This is a genomic window from Martinezella tropici (genome assembly GCF_008370325.1).
Taxonomy (GTDB): domain Bacteria; phylum Pseudomonadota; class Alphaproteobacteria; order Rhizobiales; family Rhizobiaceae; genus Rhizobium; species Rhizobium tropici_B.
On sequence record NZ_VNIP01000011.1, the window covers coordinates 543737 to 565466 of the forward strand.

Sequence of the window (21730 nt, forward strand, 5' to 3'; positions counted from 1 at the left end):
GCCTCCTCAAACGTGTCCGGAGCCGACCTTGATGATGGTGATCGCGTAAAACAGGATCACCAGGCCGGCAAGCACAAGGCCAAGCGCTATGTTGCGCCCGCGCCGCGATTTCCTCTGCGCTTCCGTGAGCTTGACCAGATCGATCATAGCCAGCCTCCAACGCCGCTCGATATCAGCACGGCAACGAGCCGGTCGATCAGCAACGCGGAAAAGATCGCGAAGAGATAGAAGATGGAAAAGCCGAAAAGCTTCTTTGCCGGCACCATCTTCACGTCGCCGTCGGCCATGCGCCAGACGGCGATGGAACAGTGTACGAAGATCGCACCCAGCAGCGCGGCGACGACGCCATAGCCCAGGCTCGCAAAGCCCATGAAGGCCGGGACGACGCCGACAATGGCGGTCAGAACGGCATAGACGACGATCTGATTCTTGGTCGTCGGAATGCCGGCGACATTCGGCAGCATCGGCACGCCGACGGCCTCGTAGTCACCCATCTTGAACAAGGCCAGCGCCCAGAAATGCGCCGGCGTCCACAGGAAGATGATGAGGAAGAGCACGATGCTCTCGATCGCCACGCTGCCGGTCACACAGGCCCAGCCGATGACGGGCGGAAAGGCGCCGGCCGCGCCGCCGATGACGATGTTTTGCGGCGTCGAACGCTTCAGCCACATCGTGTAGATGACGGCATAGAAGAAAATGGTGAAGGCGAGGATTCCAGCGGAAAGCCAATTGATGGCAAGGCCGAGGATCGTCACCGAGAAGCCTGACAGCACGAGGCCGTAGGCCAGCGCTTCCGCTGGCTTGATGCGACCGGCAGGTATCGGCCGGCGTGCGGTGCGGCTCATCACGGCGTCGATATCGGCATCGTACCACATGTTCAAAGCGCCGGAGGCACCCGCACCGACGGCGATGCAGAGAATGGCGATGAAGCCGAGGACCGGATTGATGTGACCGGGGGCCAGCACCAGACCGGTGAAAGCGGTGAAGACGACCAGCGACATGACGCGCGGCTTCAAGAGCTCGAAATAATCGCGCGCACTCGCTTCCGACAGGCCGGTATCGCCTTGCTTTGCGAGCGCTTCGTGATTGTCGATGAGCGTCATTCTTTCTTCCAATTATCAGTTGAGCCGGACGCCGTTTATCACGGCGTCCGGAAACAGGCTACTTGATGCGCGGCAGCTCTTCCCACTGGTGGTGGGGCGGCGGCGACGAAAGCTGCCACTCGAGCGTGGTTGCGCCCTCGCCCCAGGGATTATCGCCTGCAACGCGCTTCTTCGAGAATGCATCTATAACGCCCCAGAAGAAGAAGCAAAGGCCTACGGCTGCGACATAGGAGCCGATGGAGGAGACGAAATTCCAGCCGGCATAGGCGTCCGGATAGTCGATGTAGCGGCGCGGCATGCCGGCACGACCCAGGAAATGCTGCGGGAAGAACACCATGTTCACACCGATGAAGGTGATCCAGAAGTGCCAGTTGCCGATCCGCTCATTGTACATGTAGCCGGTCATCTTCGGGAACCAGTAGTACCAGGCGGCAAAGATGGCGAAGACGGCGCCGAGCGACAGGACGTAGTGGAAGTGTGCCACCACGAAGTAGGTCGCATGCAGTTCCCGGTCCAGGCCGGCATTGGCGAGCTGAACGCCCGTGACGCCGCCGAGCGTGAACAGGAAGATGAAGCCGAGCGCCCAGATCATCGGCGTGCGGAACTCGATGGAACCGCCCCACATCGTCGCAATCCAGGAGAAGATCTTCACGCCCGTCGGGACAGCGATAACCATCGTGGCGAACACGAAGTAGCGCTGCGTGTCGAGCGAAAGGCCGGTCACATACATGTGGTGAGCCCAGACGACGAAGCCGACGGCGCCAATCGCGACCATGGCATAGGCCATGCCGAGGTAGCCGAAGATCGGCTTGCGCGAGAAGGTGGAGATGATGTGGCTGATCATGCCGAAGCCGGGCAGGATCAGGATGTAGACTTCCGGATGGCCGAAGAACCAGAACAGGTGCTGGTAGAGCAGCGGGTCGCCGCCGCCTTCCGGCGCGAAGAAGGTCGTGCCGAAATTGCGGTCCGTCAGCAGCATGGTGATGGCGCCGGCCAGAACCGGCAGCGACAGCAGCAGCAGGAAGGCGGTGATCAGCACCGACCAGGCAAACAGCGGCATCTTGTGCAGCGTCATGCCCGGCGCGCGCATGTTGAGGATCGTCGTGATGAAGTTGATCGCGCCGAGGATCGAGGAGGCACCCGCGATATGCAGCGCGAAGATGACCAGATCGATCGCCGGGCCTGGATGGCCGACCGTGCCTGACAGGGGCGCATACATCGTCCAGCCGCCGCCCGCGCCATAGGCGCCTGCCGGACCTTCAACGAACATCGAGAGGATGAGCAGCAGGAAGGCCGGGACGAGAAGCCAGAACGAGATATTGTTGAGGCGCGGGAAGGCCATGTCAGGCGCGCCGATCATGATCGGCACCATCCAGTTGGCGAAACCGCCGATCATCGCCGGCATGACCATGAAGAAGATCATGATCAGCGCATGGGCGGTGACGAAGACATTGTACATCTGCTTGCCACCATCAATGGCGGCATCGCCCGAAAAACCATAGACCATCGACGCCAGACCGCTGAAGATCTGTATGCCGGGCTCCTGCAATTCCATGCGGATGGCAACGGACAGGAGGAAGCCGATCACGCCCGCGAAAATCGCGAAGATCAGGTAGAGCGTGCCGATGTCCTTGTGATTCGTCGAATACAGCCAACGCTCGGCGAAGGTCGGCGTGTGCGCGTGATGATCGTCATGCGCGTGCGCGTCCTGAAGATCGTGCGAGTGATCATCGTGTGCCTTGGATCCAGCCATTGTTCCTATCCCTCTTACTTGGCCGTGTTTTCGGCGACCTTGACGGTCGTCGGTTCGTCGACGGCGGCCATCAGAGCCTTGTTCGCCTTGCTCAGATCAGTTGCGGCTGAGGCCAGCCACTGCTTGTACTGATCGTCGGAGACGACGCGGATGGCGATCGGCATGAAAGAGTGATCCTTGCCGCAAAGCTCGGAACACTGACCATAAAACAGGCCTTCACGGTCGGCCTTGAACCATGTTTCGTTCAGACGGCCGGGAATGGCATCGATCCTGATGCCGAAGGAAGGCATTGCGAAGGAATGAATGACATCGGCCGGCGCGGCCGTGACGAGGAGGCGGACGTTCTTGCCGACCGGCACGACCATTTCGTTGTCGACGGCGAGAAGCCGCGGATATTTCGACTTGTCGTCCTTGCCGGCGGTGGTGCGATCCTGCTCCTTCAGCATGAAGGAATCGAAAGCGACTGGCGTCGCGCCGCTGTTCTCATACTCGTAATTCCACTGCCACTGCGTCGCCGTCGCCTTGACGGTTACGTCGGTCTGCTCGGGAAATGTCAGCTGATCGGTGAGAAGATTGAAGGAGGGAATGGCCAGGAAGAGAAGGACGAGGACCGGGCCGATGGTCCAGATGACTTCGATCAGGGTGTTGTGGCTCGTCCTAGACGGAACCGGGTTCCTGGAAGCCCGGAACTTCACCATAACCACGACCAGGAGGACGAGAACCAGCAGCGTGATCGGAATGATAAACCAAAGCGTGTATGCTTCAAACCAGCGGATTTGATGCATGTTGCCGGTCGCCGCCTGCTGCATACCGGTTTCCCAGGGTCTCGGCTGATCGGCATAACTGCCTGTCGCGAAAAGCAGACAGATCATAGCCGTCAGAGCCGCGTAAGCTCTTTTAATCACGATGTCTCTCCCTCCAGCGTTTGATCCCAGATCTTCCTCAAACGCAGTATCCCTACAATCCATTGCGCTTCAAACCACAGTTTGGGGTACTCCGCAACAACTCAAGAGATTTGTTAGTGCGGCATTTTTGCGCGAATATCCCCCCATGCCTGCCCCGGACATGGCAAGCATTTCATCATCATACGAAAAATTGCATGATGGTCCATGGCGCCGCCGGGACAAAATGGAGTAGACGTCGTATTTCCGCCGTAGTCGGTTGGAATCCAGCAGCCGGGGCTTTTCATTTGCCGGCCTGGGCTTCAACAATAGCGGCACTGATTCGAATCTAGAGGTTTCCATGGGTTTTCGTTCCCTCGCCCGGCTTTTGCTTGTTACCAGCAGCATCGCTGCTGCAGCCGCGGCACCCGCATGGGCGCAGCAGGCACAACAGGCCCAGCCGCCGGCGCAGCAGACCCAGCAGTTGCAGCCCGAACAGCAGGGCAAGCCACAGCCGCATACGCAGCAGGTTCCCACGAGCCAGGTTCCGCAACCACCGGGCACCGTGCGCTCCAGCCACGGCGCATGGTCCGTCGTCTGCGACAAGCCCGCCGGCGCCTCAGCCGAGCAATGCGCGCTGATGCAGAACGTCATCGCCGAGGACCGCCCGGAAATCGGCCTTTCCGTCGTCGTGCTGAAGACGGCCGACCGCAAGTCGAAGATCCTGCGCGTACTTGCGCCGCTCGGCGTGCTGCTGCCGAACGGTCTCGGCCTCAATATCGACGGCAAGGATATCGGCCGCGCCTATTTCGTACGCTGCTTCTCCGATGGCTGCTATGCCGAAGTCGTGCTTGAGGACGAATTGCTGAAGACGCTGCGCAGCGGCGCGACTGCAACCTTCATCGTCTTCCAGTCGCCGGAGGAAGGCATCGGTATTCCTGTGGACTTGAAGGGCTTCGCGGACGGCTACGACGCCCTTCCTTGACGGGATGGGCTTGCTCTTGCGCCATGCGAAGCCTACATCGGCTCTGAACGGAGCACTGATCCATGAATACCGATCTCCTTACCCTTTTCGATGCCGACGAAGCCAAGCTGCGCGGCATCGTCGCCGAAGCCCTGTTGGGTGCCGATGACGGAGAGCTCTTCGTCGAGCATGTCCAGGCGGAATCGCTGACATTCGACAATGGCCGGATGAAGGGCGGCAGCTTCAACACGGAACAGGGCTTCGGCCTTCGTGCCGTTGCCGGCGAGTCCGTGGGCTATGCCCATGCGGGCGACCTTTCCGAAGCCGCCTTGAGACGCGCCGCCGATGCCGTGCGTGCGGTCACTTCGGGTTATGCGGGCTCCTATGCAGCCGCACCGCAGCGCACCAACAAGGTGCTTTACGGCGACGAGAACCCGATCGGCACGCCGAGCTTCGAGGAAAAGGCAAAGCTCCTCCAGCAGATCGACAGCTATCTGCGCGACAAGGACGACAAGGTGCGCCAGGTGACGGCATCCATCGCCGCAAGCTGGCAGGTGGTCGACATCCTTCGCGCCGACGGCCATCGCGTGCGCGATATCCGTCCGATGACGCGCATCAACATCTCCGTGATCGTAGGTGACGGCGACCGGCAGGAATCCGGCTCCTTCGGCACCGGCGGGCGCATCGGCTTCGGCGATTTCGTGACCCAGGACAATTGGCATCTTGGCGCCGACGAAGCCCTGCGCCAGGCGCTGGTCAATCTCGAGGCGATCGAGGCGCCGGCGGGCACGATGGACGTCGTGCTCGGCTCCGGCTGGCCGGGCGTCATGCTGCACGAAGCTGTCGGCCACGGACTGGAAGGCGATTTCAACCGCAAGAAGACATCGGCTTTCGCGGGGCTGCTGGGCCAGATGGTCGCCGCACCCGGCGTCACCGTCGTCGACGACGGCACGATCGAGAACCGTCGCGGCTCGATCACCGTGGACGACGAAGGCACGCCTTCGGCCTACAATGTGCTGATCGAAAACGGCAAGCTCGTCGGCTACATGCAGGACCGGCAGAATGCGCGGCTGATGGGCATGAAGGCGACCGGCAACGGCCGCCGCCAGGGCTATGCCCATACGCCGATGCCGCGCATGACCAACACCTATATGCTTGGTGGTGACAAGACCCCGGAAGAAATCATCGCCGCGGTGAAGAAGGGCATCTACGCCGTCTCCTTCGGCGGCGGCCAGGTGGATATCACGTCGGGTAAATTCGTCTTCGGCTGCACCGAGGCCTACCTCATCGAGGACGGCAAGATCGGTGCGCCGATCAAGGGCGCCATGCTGATCGGCAATGGGCCGGATGCCATGAAGCGCGTTTCGATGATCGGCAACGACACGAAGCTCGATACCGGCATCGGCAATTGCGGCAAGGCGGGCCAATGGGTGCCCGTCGGCGTCGGTCAGCCGCACCTGCGGATGGATCAGATCACGGTGGGTGGCACCAAGGCCTAAAGCCTCCTGCCCTAATTTTCCTGCGGGCGGAAGAGCCATTTGCGCTCGACGGCGGCGTTGAGATCGAGGCCGTTGCGGTGTGCGAAGAGAAGGATATGGCCGAGCACGTCCGCCGTCTCGTCGGCCAATGCCGTTGCCAGCTCGGACTCGCTCATGCCCTTGCGGCGCCCTCGGCCCGTGATCTTGTTCCAGATCTGAATCAATTCGCCCATTTCCTCCTGGAGCTTCAGGACGAACCAGTCATCGTCGCGTTCCAGGCCGTTATCGGCGGCATAGGTCGCCGAAGCCGCTTCGAATTGCTTCATCAGATCTGACAGCATCGATATCGTTCCTCTTATGTTCTCAACATACATGAACGATTCCTACAAAAAAGTCGAGCCGGCGGAGCTTGCCCCGCCGGCTCGACTTTATCGAATTGGAACTATGCTCAGCCTTTGCTCGGCAGTAGCATGCAATCGAAATCCTTGCGCTTCAGAGCCGAGCAGGCGGAATTCGCATCGTCGCGGCTTGCAAAGCCGACGAATCGGGCGCGATAGACCGTGCCGGCACCCTTGCCGACGGCTTCGGTATAGGGTGAAGCGTTGGCAAGCGCATTGCCGGCCCTGGACTTGGCTTCGGACAACAGATCCTTGGCGGCCTGGGCGGTCGGCGTTGCGGCGATCTGCACCTGCCAGCTGCCGGTTGCCGCTGTTTTGTTGGCAACGAGGATCTCATCCATCGCAGCCGGGCGATCCATCGGCACGGTGACGTTCGAGGCCGCGGCAAATGCCATCGGGACGACCTCGACGCGCTTGCGCGCCGGCGTCGTCGTGGCGGTGGTCTGGGCATCGACATCGACGGCAACATCGTCGGAAGCCGAGGCTACTTCGACCTGCTGCGGAACCTTGCCGCCGCCGACACTTGCAAACAGGCGCGATGACGAAACGGGGTTTGCCTTCGGAATGTAGCGATCCAGCAGCGATGCCATCAGCGCGTCGCGGCCGCGCGCCGTGGCGCCGCCCATGACGACGCCGATCACGCGGCGATTGCCCTGACGCACGGCGCTGACCAAGTTGAAGCCGGAGGCATTGGTATAGCCGGTCTTGATGCCGTCCATGCCTTCATAGCGATACATCAGATTGTTATGGCCGTGAACGCTGCGGCCGCGATAGCTGAAGCTCGTCTGCGAGAAGAGCCGGTATTCCTGGGGGTAGTTGTTGATGAGCGCGACGGCGAGCGTCGACATATCGCGGGCCGTCGTCCACTGCTGAATGTTCGGGAGGCCGGAAGCATTGAGGAAGGTGGTGCGGCGCATGCCGATTTCCCGCGCCTTTTGCGTCATCAGCCGGGCAAAGCCGCTTTCGCTGCCGCCGAGCGCCTCCGCCATGGCGGTTGCGGCGTCATTGGCAGACTTGATGATCATGCCGTCAACCGCTTCGCGGACGGTCACCGTGCTGCCGGGCTTCAGGCCGAGCTTGGTCGGCGGCTTAGCGGCGGCAAAACGCGATACCGGTATCCTTGTGTTCCAGCTGAGCTTTCCGCGGTGGATCGCCTCGAAGGCCATGTACAAGGTCATCATCTTAGTCAGCGATGCCGGATGGTTGAGGTCATCGGCATTGCTTGATGCCAATACCTTGCCGGTCTTCGCATCCATGATGAAATAGGCGCTGCCGGCAAAGCTCGCCGCAGGAGCGCTCACCAGCAAGACGGCCGCAGACAGAGCCATCAAAAGTCTTTTCATAATTGTCCCCAACCGAAAGAATGCCAACACACCGCATCAATCCCTGTATGATTTTGCGACAAAAAGCCTGATACCGGTGCGATATTGAGGCAACAGCCTCGATAGTTCTTCAATTTTGCCGTTCCTGGTAAAATAACCATTAACGCATTGGAAATTATGGCAAAGATTCAGTAAGGTTTAACGGGGATGCGCTAGAGCGTTGACGTTGGTCAACCGGGTCGATCCGCATGGAACAGGGCATCAAGGTCCGCCTCAAGCGCAGGATGATTTCCAGCGGATTGGAGGCTGCCGCAATTCTGAAGGGTGCCGGCCTGATGCGCGACGTTGCCGGCCTCGGCGCCATCTTCACCCTTCATCATGTCCGCCCTGCCCTTTCCCGCCGCTTTGCGCCCAATGCGCATCTCGAGGTTTCGCCCGATTTTCTCGACCGGGCGATCGCACGGCTGAAAAAGGATGGCTATGAATTCATCACCCTTGACGCTCTTCCGTCACGACTGACGAATGCCGCCGGCAAGCCGCCCTTCGTCGCCTTCACGCTCGACGACGGCAATCGGAACAACCTCGAACACGCCCTGCCGGTCTTCTCCCGTCACGATGCGCCCTTTACCGTCTTCATCGCCCAGGGGCTCTCGGAGCGGAGCCACAGCATATGGTGGGAAACGCTCGCCGAACTGCTTGGCCGGCTGGATCGGCTGACATTCGATTTCGGCGCTGGCGGCGAATTCCTGCCGCTCGGCAAGGAGAGCCACAAGCATACGGCATTTGCCCGCTTCGCCGCCTTCGTTCACGGCCACGACGAAAGCGAGGCCGTCGGCCGGATCGACGAGCTTGCCCGCCGTCACGGCCTGGAACCGCTCGATATCGTCCGCGCATCGATCATGGATCGGACCGAACTGAGGCAACTCGCTCGCCATCCCCTCGCCTCGCTCGGCGCGCATACGGTAAGCCATCGTGCGCTGTCGCGGCTGCCGGAGGCGGAGGCAGCCGCGGAAATGGCGCTTTCGGCCGATTATGTCGCCGATATCACCGGGAACCGGCCGCTCTCGATCGCCTATCCTTACGGCACGCTTGAAGCCGTATCGCCACGCGAGGGCAGGCTCGCGGCAGAACTCGGCTTTTCCCTCGGCGTCACGACGCGCCCCGGCACGATCATGCCGACGAATGGCACTGCGCCGATGCTCCTGCCGCGGCTATCTCTAAACGGCCATTACCAGAAGCCCCGCTACGCATCGGCGCTCGCCTCCGGCATCCCCATGCGATTGATGGGGCGCCGGGAAACGGCATAGGAGTTAAGGATACATCCGCACCTTCTGCCAGGCGCCTTCCGGCACCTCGCGGCGAAACTCGATGCGATCGTGCAAGCGGAACTGTCGGTCATGCCAGAACTCGATCGACAGCGGCCGAATGCGGAAACCGGACCAATGGGACGGGCGCGGAATGTCGCCGATGGCATAGCGGGCGGTATATTCGGCGACCGCCTTTTCCAACGCAAAGCGGCCCTCGAGCGGGCGGGACTGCTTCGAAGCCCAGGCGCCGATGCGGCTTCCGCGCGCCCTGGTCTTGAAATACTCATCCGCTTCCTGGTCGCTCACCACTTCAACCACACCGCGCAGACGCACCTGGCGGCGCAGCGATTTCCAGTGGAAACACATGGCCGCTTTCTTGTGGTAAAGAATTTCTTGACCTTTCTGGCTTTCGAAGTTCGTATAGAAGACGAATCCGTCGCTATCAAAACCCTTCAGAAGAACCATGCGGACATTTGGCAATCCATCCTTATCCACCGTTGCCAAGGCGACCGCGTTCGGATCGTTCAGCTCCGTGGTCTCTGCTTCGCGCAGCCAGGCCGCGAAAAGAGCGAAAGGTTCGTTCTGCTCGGTGAAGTCACCGCTTGTTAACTCGTTTTCCGACATATTAGTTCAAATACTCCGCAATTCCCAATAACCGCCGGCCCCTCCGGCTGACCAAAAACGTTCGGGTGGAAGTCATAGCAAAGTCGACCGTTCATACAAAGCGCAAGCTTGCAAAAGGCGTGACGATGGCCGTCGTCCTTGTCTCCCTTTTCACCCTTGGCGGCTGCGTCGGCGGCGGCATGGACTACCTGAGCTCGGCCAAGGTCGATCGCAGCGTATCGACTGGCACGGTGCCGACTGCACCTGTCACCACGGACAGCATCTCCGACGAAACGACGGTGCGCAATGCGGTGACCTCGGCGGATCTTCAAAAGCTCAGCGGCCAGTCCATTCCCTGGGCAAACGCTTCAACGGGCAGCGCCGGCGTCATCGACACGATCGTCGAAAGCAATGCATCCGGCGTGGTTTGCCGGCAGTTCCGCACCAGCCGCCACTCTTATCAGGGCATCGCCAATTTTTCCGGCAGGACCTGCCTTGTCGGTCAGGGCGAATGGCAGCTGCTGAGTTTCCAGCAAGCCGGCTGATCGCTTTTCTTCTTTTTTCCGCATGCCATCGACCCAGTTTCCGCGTGCCATCGACGCTGCCGAACGGCAGGATAGTCGACGCGCCGGCCGCTACGGCTTCCGGCATTCATCGTTAGCAATCCGCTAACCATGCGCAGAAATGGAAGTTGATGGTTCCCGCCCGGCGTAACGCCTGATTAGCAACTCTTCCCGCAGGATCGGTTCATACGCGCATCGGCCGTGCCTCCCTAACGGGAAGCATGGGGATGAAGCGCGATCAATTGGTTCTTTGCTTGGGATGCTGCGACGGGGCTTGGCATACCCATGAACAATGGCGGGAAAGATGCGCGATCCTTATAAGGTGTTGGGCGTTAAGCAGGATGCTGGAGCCGACGAAATCAAGGCTGCCTGGCGCAAACTGGCAAAGTCCGCTCATCCGGATCACAATCTGGGCGATCCAACAGCGTCGGAGCGTTTCGCCGAAATCGGCCACGCCTATGAGACGCTGAAGGATCCGCAGAAGCGCAGCCGTTACGATCAGATCGCGCGCATGGCGGAAGCCAAGGGCCAGAGCCAAGAGCAGACGATCATGCAGCAGCGCCAGGCGGCGCGCGAGGCTGCCGAGCGCGCCAGGGCCGCGCGCGCCAATGCCGAGAAGATCATGGAGGAGCTTGCCCGGGCGAATGCACGCAAGGCCGCCGCCTCCGCCGCATCGGCTCAGCACAATGCGACAAGCGAGACACCCGAAGACGTGGTCGAGCGCATATTCGGGGTAAAGTCCGGTCGCACGCAGCAACAAGATCAGGCCGCAGCCACCGAGACCGCGGCCCAGCACGCCGAAAAGCAGCAGGAGGCCAACGCGGCTGCTGCGGAAGAAACACACGCGGAGGAGGAACTGCTGGCGACCGGAACCTCTCCCGCCGGTCCACGCTCCACCTTCGGCCTCCTCGGTTCGCTCGTGCGCCGTTTTACCGGCGGCAATGTCCAGGAGAAGCCGCCGGAAAAGACGCCCGAGGTTGCCGCCGAAGCCACCGTGACGCTCGACGACATGTTGAAGAGCCGTTGGATCACCGTTCCGCTGTCGGATGGCCGCGAGGCGCGCTTCCAGGCGACGACGGATATCGCCAACGGCCAGGTGCTGCATTTGAAGGGCCAGGGGCTGAAGCTGCAGGGCATGCTGCGCGGCGATGTTGCCATCACCGTCCATCTGTCGACCGACGGGCGCTTCACGCTCGACGGCAGCGATGTACGCACCATGTTGCCCGTCACCATCGAGAATGCTGTCCTCGGCTGCGAAACGACCGTCGAGGGGCTGAACGGACCGGTCAAGCTGATAGTGCCGGCCTGGTCCGGTTCGGATCAGATCGTTCGCATTCCCGGCGAGGGATTGCCCGACGGCAATGGCGGAAAAGGCGATCTCGTCGTCGAATTGCGGCTGATGCTGTGGGAAAAACCGGATGATAAGGTTACGGATCTGATGCGCAGCATGCGCGAAGGGCTTTTCCTGTGAAATTTTAGTGACTACAGCACCCTTTGTTACGATCCCTAACAGTTGATGATCTTTACGATGCTTGAACAGGGGAACGGCCTATGCCATAGGCAGGGTCATTCGAAAGTTCAAGGGAGCAGAATATGGCTCAATCCACTGGCCTCATGGCAGGCAAGCGCGGCGTCATCCTCGGCGTAGCAAACAACCGTTCGATAGCGTGGGGTATTGCCAAAGCCTGTTCGGATGCCGGAGCCGAAATCGCATTGACGTGGCAGGGCGACGCCCTCAAGAAGCGCGTCGAGCCGCTTGCTCAGGAACTCGGCGCCTTCATGGCAGGCCATTGCGACGTGACCGAGCCGGCAACGATCGATGCGGTCATCGACACGCTTGAAGCGAAATGGGGCAAGATCGATTTCGTCGTGCACGCCATCGCCTTCTCCGACAAGGATGAGCTGACCGGCCGCTACCTCGATACCAGCCGCGACAACTTCACGAAGACGATGGACATCTCCGTCTATTCCTTCACGGCGGTTGCGCAGCGCGCCGAGCGAATCATGAATGACGGCGGCTCCATGATCACCCTCACCTATTACGGTGCAGAGAAGGTAATGCCGCATTACAACGTCATGGGCGTCGCCAAGGCGGCTCTGGAAGCGAGCGTACGCTACCTCGCCGTCGATCTCGGCGGCCGAGGCATCCGCGTCAACGCAATTTCGGCCGGCCCGATCAAGACGCTCGCAGCCTCGGGTATCGGCGATTTCCGCTACATCCTGAAGTGGAATGAATACAACGCGCCGCTGAAGCGGACCGTTACGATCGACGAAGTCGGCAACTCCGCGCTCTATCTGCTGTCCGATCTGTCGACGGCCGTCACGGGCGAAATCCACCATGTCGATTCCGGCTACCACACGGTCGGCATGAAGGCCGTGGACGCGCCTGACATTTCCGTCGCGAAGGACTGAAAACAGGAAATCTGACCGTGTCGCCCATCCTCTATGTGATACGTCACGGTCAGACCGACTGGAATGCCGAGCGCCGCCTGCAAGGGCAGAGGGACATCGATCTCAATGCCATCGGCCGCGAACAGGCACGGCAGAACGGCATCGATCTTGCCGAAATCCTCGCCTTCGAAAACCGGCCCTTCGATTTCATCGCCAGTCCCCTGCGCCGCACGCGCGAGACCATGGAGATCGCGAGGGACGCCATGGGCCTGCCGCCCAAGGATTACAGTACCGACGACAGGCTGGTCGAGCTGTCGTTCGGCGCCTGGGAAGGCTTCACGCTCAAGGAACTGAAGGCGACTGAGCCCGACCGGCTTGCCGAGCGCAAGGCGAACAAGTGGGATTTCATCCCACCGGGCGATGATGCCGAAAGCTATGAAATCCTCTCCTGGCGCGTCGGCTCGTGGCTGACAGCCGTCGACCGGCCAACCGTTTGCGTCACGCATGGCGGCGTCATCCGCACATTGTTTCGCCTGATCGGCGATGTCGAAAAGGAAGAGGCGGCCGAAATCCCTATTCATCAGGACCAGATCCTGAAGGTCGATCCTCATATGAAAATCATCGGCTGGATGTAGAGCGGTTCCGCATTGAGACCAAGGGCGACGGGGATCTGCGAAACCATGGCGGAACGACCATCTCCTGAGCTTGAATAGCTTCCGAGCCGCCGGCTGCCCGGCGGGACCAGCATTTACTGAACGATATCGAGATCGTTGACGACGCGCTTGCCGTCGACTTCCGTGTAGAAGACGACGACCTTCACGCCGGCCTGCAGGCCGTTGAAATCGAAATCCTCCGGCACCTGATAGTTCTTGCCGTCATCCAGCGTGATGCTGAAGTTCTTCGCATCGACCTTCTTGATCGTTGCCTCGACATCGGCGCTTTCGGCAAAGCCTGCGACGGGCGCAAGCAGGCTTGCCGTGGCCAAAAGCGTCGCTACAAAAAAGCGCATGGTCGTTACCCTTCAGGTCAATTTGATTGTGTTTTCTTATGCGGCTTAGAAAACACGGCGAATATGGCGGAAGTTGCCCGCAATAGTGGCTTCGCTCGCCCAATTGGTGAATGTGTCGTCACAATCCACAGTGCGGATTAATCTTTGTTTACCATACCGATGACCGACGGAAGACGGCGTCGGGCGGCGCTTCCGTGGCAGCGAAAAGAAAGATTTTGTCTTGCCGGCTTTTTGGCCTCGATCATCCGGCATTGGAATCAAAGAGTAGAGCATGATGTCGCCCGAAAACCGCTTACACTTTTCGGCATCATGCTCTATGAGTGTGCCGCAATTGCAAGAGAGAAAAGGCGGTCTGTTCATCGGGCTGCAGCAAACCGGTCGTTTCCCATGTCGCACAATACATTCGGTCATCTTTTCCGCGTCACCACCTGGGGCGAAAGCCATGGTCCGGCGCTCGGCTGTGTCGTCGATGGCTGCCCTCCTGGCCTCCGCTTCAAGCTCCAAGACATCCAGGCCTGGCTCGACAAGCGCAAGCCCGGACAATCGCGCTTCGTCACGCAGCGGCGCGAGGACGATCTCGTCAAGGTTCTTTCGGGCGTGATGATGGACGAGGACGGCGAGACGATGATCTCGACCGGCACGCCGATCTCGATGCTGATCGAGAATACCGACCAGCGTTCGAAGGATTATGGCGAGATCGCGCGGCGCTACCGCCCAGGCCACGCCGATTATACCTATGACGTCAAATACGGCATCCGCGACTATCGCGGTGGTGGCCGCTCGTCGGCGCGCGAGACGGCCGCACGCGTCGCGGCCGGCGGCATTGCCCGCCTCGTCGTGCCCGGCGTAACCATCCGCGGCGCGCTGGTGCAGATCGGCAAACACAAGATCAACCGCGCCAACTGGGATTGGGCCGAGGTGAATCAGAATCCGTTCTTTGCTCCGGACCCCGAAATCGTGCCAGTATGGGAAGAATATCTTGACGGCATCCGCAAGGCCGGCTCCTCGATCGGCGCCGTGGTCGAAGTCGTGGCCGAAGGCGTGCCGGCGGGTCTCGGCGCCCCGATCTACGGCAAGCTCGACCAGGATATCGCCTCGCTGCTGATGTCGATCAACGCCGTCAAGGGCGTAGAAATCGGTGAGGGTTTCGCCTCCGCCGAACTGACCGGCGAGGAAAATGCCGATGCGATGCGCATGGGCAATGACGGCAAGCGCATCTTCCTGTCGAACCATGCCGGCGGCATTTTGGGCGGCATTTCCACCGGCGAGCCGATTGTGGCGCGCTTCGCCATCAAGCCGACCTCCTCGATCCTGACGGAACGCCAGTCGATCGATGCCGACGGCAATAATGTCGATGTGCGCACCAAGGGCCGCCACGATCCGTGCGTCGGCATTCGTGCCGTGCCGATCGGCGAAGCAATGGTTGCCTGCGCCGTTGCCGACCATTATCTGAGGGATCGCGGCCAGACGGGCCAGCAGAGGTAGGAATTTCGAAATGTCTTACGACCAGAAGCGCGTTGTCGATGCCATCCGGGCTTTCGAAGCCGGCGAGATCGTCGTCGTCATGGACGATAACGATCGCGAAAACGAAGGCGACCTGATCGTCGCCGCCGTTCACTGCACGTCCGAAAAGATGGCTTTCATCGTTCGGCATACGTCCGGCATCGTCTGCACGCCGATGCCACGCGAGGAAGCCAAGCGGCTCAACCTCAACGCCATGGTCGCAGAGAATGATTCCGCCCATACGACAGCCTTCACCGTCTCCGTGGATTTCAAGCACGGCACGACAACAGGCATTTCCGCCGACGACCGGACGCTGACCGTGCGTAATCTCGCCAATCCGAACATCGGCGCGAGCGATTTCGTCCGCCCCGGCCATATCTTCCCACTCGTTGCCCGTGAGGGCGGCGTACTGATGCGCTCCGGTCATACGGAAGCCGCGGTCGATCTCTGCAAGCTCGCCGGCCTACCGCCGATCGGTGTCATCAGCGAGCTCGTCAATGACGACGGCACGGTGACGCGCGGCCAGCAAGTGGTTGAATTCGCCGAGCAGCACGGGCTGAAGCTCGTCTCCGTCGCCGACCTCATCGCCTATCGTCAGCGCAAGGAAACCCTGATCGAGCTCGGCGCCAGCTTCGATATCGAGACGCCGTTCGGCAAGGCGCGGGCACATACCTATTCCCTGCCCTGGGACCCGATGCAGCATCTCGCCGTCGTCTTCGGCGATATCCGCGACGGTGTCGATATCCCGGTGCGCCTGCATCCCGAAAGCGTCGCCGAGGATCTGTTCGGCAAGCGCCGTCCGGTTGATTTCTACATGAAGAAGATCGCCGAGGAAGGCCGTGGCATCATCGTCTATCTTCGCGAAGGCTCCGTCGGCGTCGGCCATTTCGACAATGGCCGCAAGGCGCGCCAGGCCGAACGCGAAATCCATGCCGAGGCGCAGGCGCGCGACAGCGAGTGGCTGGAAATCGGCCTTGGCGCGCAGATCCTGAAGGATCTCGGCGTCAGCTCGATCAAGCTGCTCACCAGCCGCGAGCGGCACTATGTCGGCCTGGAAGGCTTCGGCATCAAGATCGCTACGACGGAGATTTGCTGATCTTTACCCTCCCCTCGAGGGGGAGGGTCGGCACGAAGTGCCGGGGTGGGGTGATCGCGTCGATCTCCGCAGCCAAACAGTTGTCACCCCCACCCGCCGCTGCGCGGCGACCTCCCCCCTCAAGGGGGAGGTGATTGACGCTGTTACCGCTGAGCCTGGCTCATCTGCGCAACTTATTAATTTTGCGCAAGGCCGAGCTCACCCGATTTCCTGTTGCGAGCCGCCCAGGTTTTGAGACGCAGCCCGTTGAGCTTGATGAAGCCCTCGGCATCCTGATGGTCGTAGGTGCCCGAACCTTCTTCGAAGGTAACAAGATCCATCGAATAGAGTGAGTGGGGTGAACCGCGCGCGATAACACTGGCCGAGCCCTTGTAGAGCCTGACCGTCACCTCGCCACTGACGTAGGTCTGGCTCTTGTCGATCAGCGCCTGCAGCATTCCCCGCTCCGGCGCATACCAGAAGCCGTTATAGATGAGCTCCGCATAGCGGGGCATGATCTCGTCTTTCAAGTGAGTAGCGGCGCGGTCGAGGGTGATTGATTCGATCCCGCGATGGGCTGCAAGCAAGATCGTGCCGCCCGGTGTCTCGTAGACCCCGCGGGACTTTATGCCAACAAACCGGTTCTCGACCAGATCGAGCCGCCCCACTCCATGTCTGCCGCCAAATTCGTTGAGCGCGGTCAGAAGGACGGCCGGAGACAGCTTATCGCCATTGAGGGAAACCGCGTCGCCCTTCTCGAAACCAATCGTAACGACCTCCGGCAGGTCGGGTGCATCCAAGGGATCGACCGTGCGCTGATAGATATGATCTGGCGCGATATCGGCGGGATCCTCCAGGACCTTGCCCTCGGTCGAGGTATGCAACAAATTCGCATCGACCGAGAAGGGCGCCTCTCCCCGTTTGTCCTTGGGGACGGGTATCCGATGCCTTTCGGCATAGTCGATGAGCTGCGTCCGGGAGTGGATGTCCCATACGCGCCAGGGGGCGATAATCTTGATCGAGGGATCGAGCGCATTGGCGGTCAATTCGAAGCGGACCTGATCGTTGCCCTTGCCGGTCGCTCCGTGGGCAATAGCGTCCGCGCCGACTTCCTGCGCAATGCTGACTAGATGCTTCGCAATCAGCGGACGGGCGATGGAGCTGCCAAGAAGATACTGGCCCTCATAGAGCGTATTGGCGCGGAACATCGGGAAAACGAAGTCGCGCACGAATTCCTCGCGGACATCCACGATCCGGACGTCCTTGATCCCGAGCATTTCAGCCTTCTTGCGTGCCGGTTCCAGCTCCTCGCCTTGGCCTAGATCGGCGGTGAAGGTTACGACTTCGCACTGATAGGTCTCCTGCAACCATTTCAGGATGATCGAGGTATCCAGACCGCCTGAGTAAGAGAGCACGATTTTCTTGAACTTCTTCGGCATGAATGAGTTTCCATCTTCGCATTGAACGGATGGAATGTTAGGCTAACCTGCGCGCAACGAGCTTGCGAAGAATGCAAGAAAAGATATAAGTTTGGCATAAAATGCCGAATTCTACAGGTTAAGAGGCTGAAAGCGCCAATGAACTTAGACGATATCGACCGGCGTATTTTACGCGTGCTTCAACGAGATGGGCGTATTTCCAATGTGGAACTGGCGAAGGAGGTTGGATTGTCGCCGTCACCCTGCCTTCGCAGAGTACGCTTGCTGGAGGAAGCAGGCGTCATCGACCGCTACGTTGCCGTGCTCGATCCGACAAAGGTCGGCGCCAGCCTTACGGTCTTTGCTCGCGTCTGGTTCAAAACACAGGATGCCGAGATAACGGTCCAGTTCGGTGAGGCAATCCGGCGCTTTCCCGAAGTGATGGAATGCTATCTCACGACCGGGGAATGCGATGCAATCCTTAGAATCGTCACGGCGGATCTTCACAGCTACTGGCGTTTCCAGGCCGACTATCTGACACGCATCCCCAGCGTTTTGAATGTAAAGACGGATGTACCGATGGAAACGCTGAAGCAAAGCTTCCAGCTGCCATTGAGGTGAGTCATTGCGAAAGATCGCCAAGACCGAGATTTGCTGATTCCACCCTCCCCTTGAGGGGGAGGGTCGGAGCGAAGCTCCGGGGTGGGGTGATATTCTCCCCGCACGTTTACCCCCACTCGCCGCTGCGCGGCGACCTCCCCCTCAAGGGGGAGGTAACGAAAACTCACGATCCAGCAGGCCCATCATGATGTCGTCGTGCCAGCTGCCGTTGACATAAGCGGTCTCGCGCTCCCTGCCCTCGATGACGAAGCCGCATTTTTCATAGGCGCGGATGGCACGCGTGTTGTAGGCGAGCACGCGTATTCCGATGCGATGCAATCCCATCTCGCCGAAGGCATAGTTTAGCAGGAGAGTGATTGCTTCCGTGCCAAAGCCTTTGCCAAGCAAGGCTGGATTATTGATACCGATTGCCATCGTCGCGCGCCGGTCCTGGTGATTGACGTTATCCAATCTGATCACGCCGGCAAAGGCGCCATTGATTTCGATGACCCATGCGTGAGGGTGATCGGCAATACCCTGAACCCATCGCGTCGCGCCCTCCCGGGTGATGGGCTTGATGTCCTCCCTGTTGACGCCATACATCTCCGCGATCTCGGCATTCGTACCCAAGGCGAAGCGCACACCGGCGTCGTCGGCACATGGCGGGCGGAGCCGGACGTTGCTGCCTTCAAGAATTGGTGATGGCAATGAACCCTCCTTTTTCAGGTGCTCTTCTGCCTATTCGACCCCACCAGAGGTGGCGGTTTGAAACGCTAGCTCGGCCACTAGCTATAGCTTACAAGCATCCAGCAGCACTATGTTCAACCTAGAGGGCTTTGGCATCAAGATTACCACCAGGAAAATCTGCTGATCCTCACCCTCCCCTTGAGGGGGAGGGTCGGAGCGAAGCTCCGGGGTGGGGTGATGTCTCCCCGCACTCAAGATCACCCCCACCCGCCGCTACGCGGCGACCTCCCCCCTCAAGGGGGAGGTGACAAAGTTCGCGATCGATCCAGCCATGTGAGGCCGAATACGCGAAGCCAATTATCATAGGCGAATTTTTGCAGGATCGGTTCATCGAACCCGCTTTTGCGCATGGCCTCCATGAGATGGGGCAAGCCGCTTGCATCCTTGATCTTACGAGGCATGACAGCACCGTCAAAATCCGATCCAAGCGCAATCCCATCCGCTCCAACGCGGGCGATGAGATAATCGATCTGACGAACAACGGCCTCAAGCGGGGTATCTTCCTCAAGATGGGCATCGGCGCGGATATCGTTGACGGCAAGATTCAACCCGACGACGCCACCTGTATCGCGTATGGCGTCCAATTGCCGGTCGGTGAGGTTTCGGGTCGATGGACATATGGCATGGGCGCAGGCGTGCGTGGCCACCAGCGGAGCGGTGCTCAATGCCGCGACATCCCAAAATCCGCGCTCGTTCAGATGGGAAACATCGATCATTATCCCGAGTTCATTGCATCTTCTGACCAGGTTCTTGCCTAAATCCGTAAGGCCGGGTCCTGTATCGGGCGATCTCGGATAGGCGAACGGCACGCCGTAGCCAAAGATATTCGGGCGGCTCCACACGATGCCTAGGGATCGAAGGCCGGCTTGGTACAGGCTGTCCAGATAGCCGAGATCGGGGCCGATGGCGTCGGCGCCTTCCATATGGAGCACGATGGCAAAGGCGCCGTCATATCGTGCCGCCTCGATCTCGCCGACGCTCGTTGCGAGACGTATTTTATCACCCGAGCGTTCGATCAGCTTCTTTATGGTCGAAAGCTGCCCGTCGATTTGCCGGCGGGCATGATCCGGATGTACCGCATCGGCATAGCGAACTTCGTAGCCATTATGAGTGATCGTCAGATCATCCACCGGTTCTTGCTCCGGCTTGGCATACATCGCGAACAATCCGCCGGCCAAGCCGCCTTCGAGTGCCCGCGGAAAATCCAGATGCCCGGTCTCCGATCGAGCCAGAAAATCGCGGCCATCAGGCTTATAACCCAGCATGAACTGGACGGCATCATTATGCCCGTCGAATATCAAGACCTTGCCCATGCGATCTCAGTCATCCCCGCCAACCCTCGAGAAACACGACTTTCTCGACGCCGGCAAAGCGTGCGACACGCTCCAGCTCGGCCTCGAGCTTTTCCAGCCGGCCGGCCGAGGCCTTGACGCCCGGTTCCAGCCACAGGCGTTTGACATCCAGCGTTCCCGCCTTGCGGTCAGCCTTCATGTCGATCCGTCCGATCAGCCGGTCGCCTTCCAGCAGCGGAAAGACATAATAGCCGTATTCCCGCTTCGGTTCCGGCACGAAGATCTCGATGCGGTAAAAGAAGCCGAAGAGGCGTTCGGTACGATTGCGGTCGCGCAAGGTCGGATCGAAAGGACTGAGGACGCGGATGCGTGCCGGCGCTTCGGCATGGCTGTCGAGCGTGTCATGGAAATCTTGGAACGCGAAGGAAGGGCGAGGCTTGCCACCGCCGGCAGGCTCAATCAGCACTTCGGTCAGTTCATCCCGATGCGTCTCGACCCAGCTCTTCGCCTCCTGCGGCGTCACCAGATCCCAGAAGGCGGCGATCTCGCCTGAGGTCGCAAAGCCGAGGCGCTGCAGCGCGCTGCGACAGGCCCAGTCGACAAATTCGTCGTGCTCCACCTCCGGCTCATGGAAGTGGCTCGGCAACACGCGCTCCACCAGATCATAGACCTTCTGAAAATTGGTGCGACCGGCGATGGCGAACTTGCCGGTGCGCCAGAAATATTCGAGCGCCGTCTTGTTGGGATGCCAGTTCCACCAGCCGCCGGAGACATGATCCTCCGCCTTGACCTCGCGGGCGGTGATCGCGCCGTTCTTCAGCACGCGCTCGTAGGTTTCCTCGAAAGCCGCCTCGAACCCCTCCCCGCGCCATTTGCGCCAGCGTGCGATGATCGCCTCGTCCTCGCGGCGGAAACGGTGCTTCCAGTAGACGAAGAAGGCGCTCGGCAGGATCGAGGCATCATGCGTCCAGTTCTCGAAGAGTGCGCCATCTTTTTCCAGAAGTTCCGTCAGGTGCTCGCGCCGATAGGTCTGGTTGCGCGAAAACAGGATCTGGTGATGGGCGCGCTCGACGGTGGCGATGCTGTCCACCTGCACGAAGCCGATGTCGTGGATGAGCTGCAGCAGGCCCGCCTTGGTCAAGGCGCGGTTCGGTGGATTGGCAAGCCCCTGCTTGGCAAGGAACACGCGGCGGGCGTCACGATTCGAAAGCAGATTCGTCATATGCGGATCATAGGCATAAATTCCCATGCTTTCAAAGAGGGCCTGATTTGATAAATCCAGACGATGCGCTATAGCTCCGCGATAGCATTAGGGAATAGGGA

22 protein-coding genes are annotated in these 21730 nt (G+C 60.2%); 10 read left to right on the forward strand and 12 right to left on the reverse strand.

Annotated elements, in window-relative coordinates:
- Positions 1–6: 6 nt before the first annotated feature.
- Genes FP026_RS30320 through coxB form a run of 4 tightly spaced genes read right to left on the reverse strand, consistent with a single transcriptional unit; the run spans position 7 to position 3761 of the window.
- Complete coding sequence (locus FP026_RS30320) at positions 7–147, reverse strand: hypothetical protein (RefSeq protein ID WP_169644670.1); 141 nt, start codon at positions 145–147, stop codon at positions 7–9.
- Positions 144–1103 (reverse strand): heme o synthase, encoded by a 960-nt coding sequence (locus FP026_RS23580; protein ID WP_149637007.1) that lies wholly within the window; start codon positions 1101–1103, stop codon positions 144–146. Before FP026_RS23580 ends, FP026_RS30320 begins: the two co-directional genes overlap by 4 nt.
- A 58-nt stretch (positions 1104–1161) precedes the next feature.
- On the reverse strand, positions 1162–2856 hold the full coding sequence (gene ctaD / locus FP026_RS23585; RefSeq protein WP_149637008.1) for a cytochrome c oxidase subunit I: 1695 nt from the start codon (positions 2854–2856) through the stop codon (positions 1162–1164).
- Positions 2857–2870: 14 nt separating this feature from the next.
- Positions 2871–3761: a cytochrome c oxidase subunit II gene (gene coxB / locus FP026_RS23590; RefSeq protein ID WP_149637009.1), complete on the reverse strand. Its 891-nt coding sequence runs from the start codon at positions 3759–3761 to the stop codon at positions 2871–2873.
- A 337-nt stretch (positions 3762–4098) separates the two neighbouring features.
- Between coxB and FP026_RS23595 the strand changes: the two genes are divergently transcribed.
- Together FP026_RS23595 and tldD are read left to right on the forward strand one after the other, a co-directional pair.
- Positions 4099–4722, forward strand: coding sequence for an invasion associated locus B family protein (locus tag FP026_RS23595; RefSeq protein ID WP_149637010.1), 624 nt, complete (start codon positions 4099–4101; stop codon positions 4720–4722).
- Positions 4723–4784: 62 nt separating this feature from the next.
- Positions 4785–6200, forward strand: coding sequence for a metalloprotease TldD (gene tldD / locus FP026_RS23600; protein WP_149637011.1), 1416 nt, complete (start codon positions 4785–4787; stop codon positions 6198–6200).
- A gap of 11 nt (positions 6201–6211) precedes the next feature.
- Here the strand turns inward: tldD and FP026_RS23605 are convergent, their stop codons facing one another.
- Positions 6212–6520: a pyrophosphatase gene (locus FP026_RS23605; protein WP_149637012.1), complete on the reverse strand. Its 309-nt coding sequence runs from the start codon at positions 6518–6520 to the stop codon at positions 6212–6214.
- Between the two features lie 107 nt (positions 6521–6627).
- The gene (locus FP026_RS23610; protein ID WP_149637013.1) at positions 6628–7920 is read right to left on the reverse strand and encodes a D-alanyl-D-alanine carboxypeptidase family protein; all 1293 of its coding nucleotides are present in this window, start codon (positions 7918–7920) and stop codon (positions 6628–6630) included.
- Between the two features lie 227 nt (positions 7921–8147).
- On the opposite strand from FP026_RS23610, the gene FP026_RS23615 reads away from it, so the two are divergent.
- Positions 8148–9206, forward strand: coding sequence for a polysaccharide deacetylase family protein (locus FP026_RS23615; RefSeq protein ID WP_149637014.1), 1059 nt, complete (start codon positions 8148–8150; stop codon positions 9204–9206).
- A 3-nt stretch (positions 9207–9209) separates the two neighbouring features.
- Here FP026_RS23615 and pdxH read toward each other — a convergent pair whose 3' ends face one another.
- Complete coding sequence (gene pdxH, locus FP026_RS23620) at positions 9210–9830, reverse strand: pyridoxamine 5'-phosphate oxidase (RefSeq protein ID WP_149637015.1); 621 nt, start codon at positions 9828–9830, stop codon at positions 9210–9212.
- Between the two features lie 65 nt (positions 9831–9895).
- On the opposite strand from pdxH, the gene FP026_RS23625 reads away from it, so the two are divergent.
- The 4 genes from FP026_RS23625 (at position 9896) to FP026_RS23640 (ending at position 13398) form a co-directional block, all read left to right on the forward strand.
- Positions 9896–10354 (forward strand): RT0821/Lpp0805 family surface protein, encoded by a 459-nt coding sequence (locus FP026_RS23625; protein WP_149637016.1) that lies wholly within the window; start codon positions 9896–9898, stop codon positions 10352–10354.
- A 322-nt stretch (positions 10355–10676) separates the two neighbouring features.
- Positions 10677–11843, forward strand: a complete 1167-nt coding sequence (locus tag FP026_RS23630) for a DnaJ domain-containing protein (protein ID WP_149637017.1) — start codon at positions 10677–10679, stop codon at positions 11841–11843.
- Between the two features lie 122 nt (positions 11844–11965).
- Positions 11966–12784, forward strand: a complete 819-nt coding sequence (gene fabI / locus FP026_RS23635; protein WP_149637018.1) for an enoyl-ACP reductase FabI — start codon at positions 11966–11968, stop codon at positions 12782–12784.
- 17 nt (positions 12785–12801) lie between these two features.
- On the forward strand, positions 12802–13398 hold the full coding sequence (locus tag FP026_RS23640) for a histidine phosphatase family protein (RefSeq protein ID WP_149637019.1): 597 nt from the start codon (positions 12802–12804) through the stop codon (positions 13396–13398).
- Positions 13399–13511: 113 nt separating this feature from the next.
- Here the strand turns inward: FP026_RS23640 and FP026_RS23645 are convergent, their stop codons facing one another.
- Positions 13512–13772 carry a DUF1344 domain-containing protein gene (locus FP026_RS23645; protein WP_112341176.1) on the reverse strand — a complete coding sequence of 87 codons (261 nt, stop codon included), beginning with the start codon at positions 13770–13772 and terminating at the stop codon, positions 13512–13514.
- 387 nt (positions 13773–14159) lie between these two features.
- On the opposite strand from FP026_RS23645, the gene aroC reads away from it, so the two are divergent.
- On the forward strand, positions 14160–15257 hold the full coding sequence (gene aroC, locus FP026_RS23650) for a chorismate synthase (protein WP_149637020.1): 1098 nt from the start codon (positions 14160–14162) through the stop codon (positions 15255–15257).
- Between the two features lie 10 nt (positions 15258–15267).
- Positions 15268–16371 carry a 3,4-dihydroxy-2-butanone-4-phosphate synthase gene (gene ribB, locus FP026_RS23655; RefSeq protein WP_149637021.1) on the forward strand — a complete coding sequence of 368 codons (1104 nt, stop codon included), beginning with the start codon at positions 15268–15270 and terminating at the stop codon, positions 16369–16371.
- Positions 16372–16547: 176 nt separating this feature from the next.
- Here ribB and FP026_RS23660 read toward each other — a convergent pair whose 3' ends face one another.
- On the reverse strand, positions 16548–17789 hold the full coding sequence (locus FP026_RS23660; protein WP_149637022.1) for an argininosuccinate synthase: 1242 nt from the start codon (positions 17787–17789) through the stop codon (positions 16548–16550).
- A gap of 138 nt (positions 17790–17927) precedes the next feature.
- On the opposite strand from FP026_RS23660, the gene FP026_RS23665 reads away from it, so the two are divergent.
- Positions 17928–18389, forward strand: a complete 462-nt coding sequence (locus tag FP026_RS23665) for an Lrp/AsnC family transcriptional regulator (RefSeq protein ID WP_149637023.1) — start codon at positions 17928–17930, stop codon at positions 18387–18389.
- Between the two features lie 141 nt (positions 18390–18530).
- Here FP026_RS23665 and FP026_RS23670 read toward each other — a convergent pair whose 3' ends face one another.
- The 3 genes from FP026_RS23670 to FP026_RS23680 form a co-directional block, all read right to left on the reverse strand.
- Positions 18531–19076: a GNAT family N-acetyltransferase gene (locus FP026_RS23670; protein ID WP_188112661.1), complete on the reverse strand. Its 546-nt coding sequence runs from the start codon at positions 19074–19076 to the stop codon at positions 18531–18533.
- A gap of 272 nt (positions 19077–19348) precedes the next feature.
- Positions 19349–20428 carry a dipeptidase gene (locus FP026_RS23675; RefSeq protein ID WP_149637024.1) on the reverse strand — a complete coding sequence of 360 codons (1080 nt, stop codon included), beginning with the start codon at positions 20426–20428 and terminating at the stop codon, positions 19349–19351.
- 10 nt (positions 20429–20438) lie between these two features.
- Positions 20439–21629 carry a winged helix-turn-helix domain-containing protein gene (locus FP026_RS23680; protein ID WP_149637025.1) on the reverse strand — a complete coding sequence of 397 codons (1191 nt, stop codon included), beginning with the start codon at positions 21627–21629 and terminating at the stop codon, positions 20439–20441.
- Between the last annotated feature and the right edge of the window lie 101 nt (positions 21630–21730).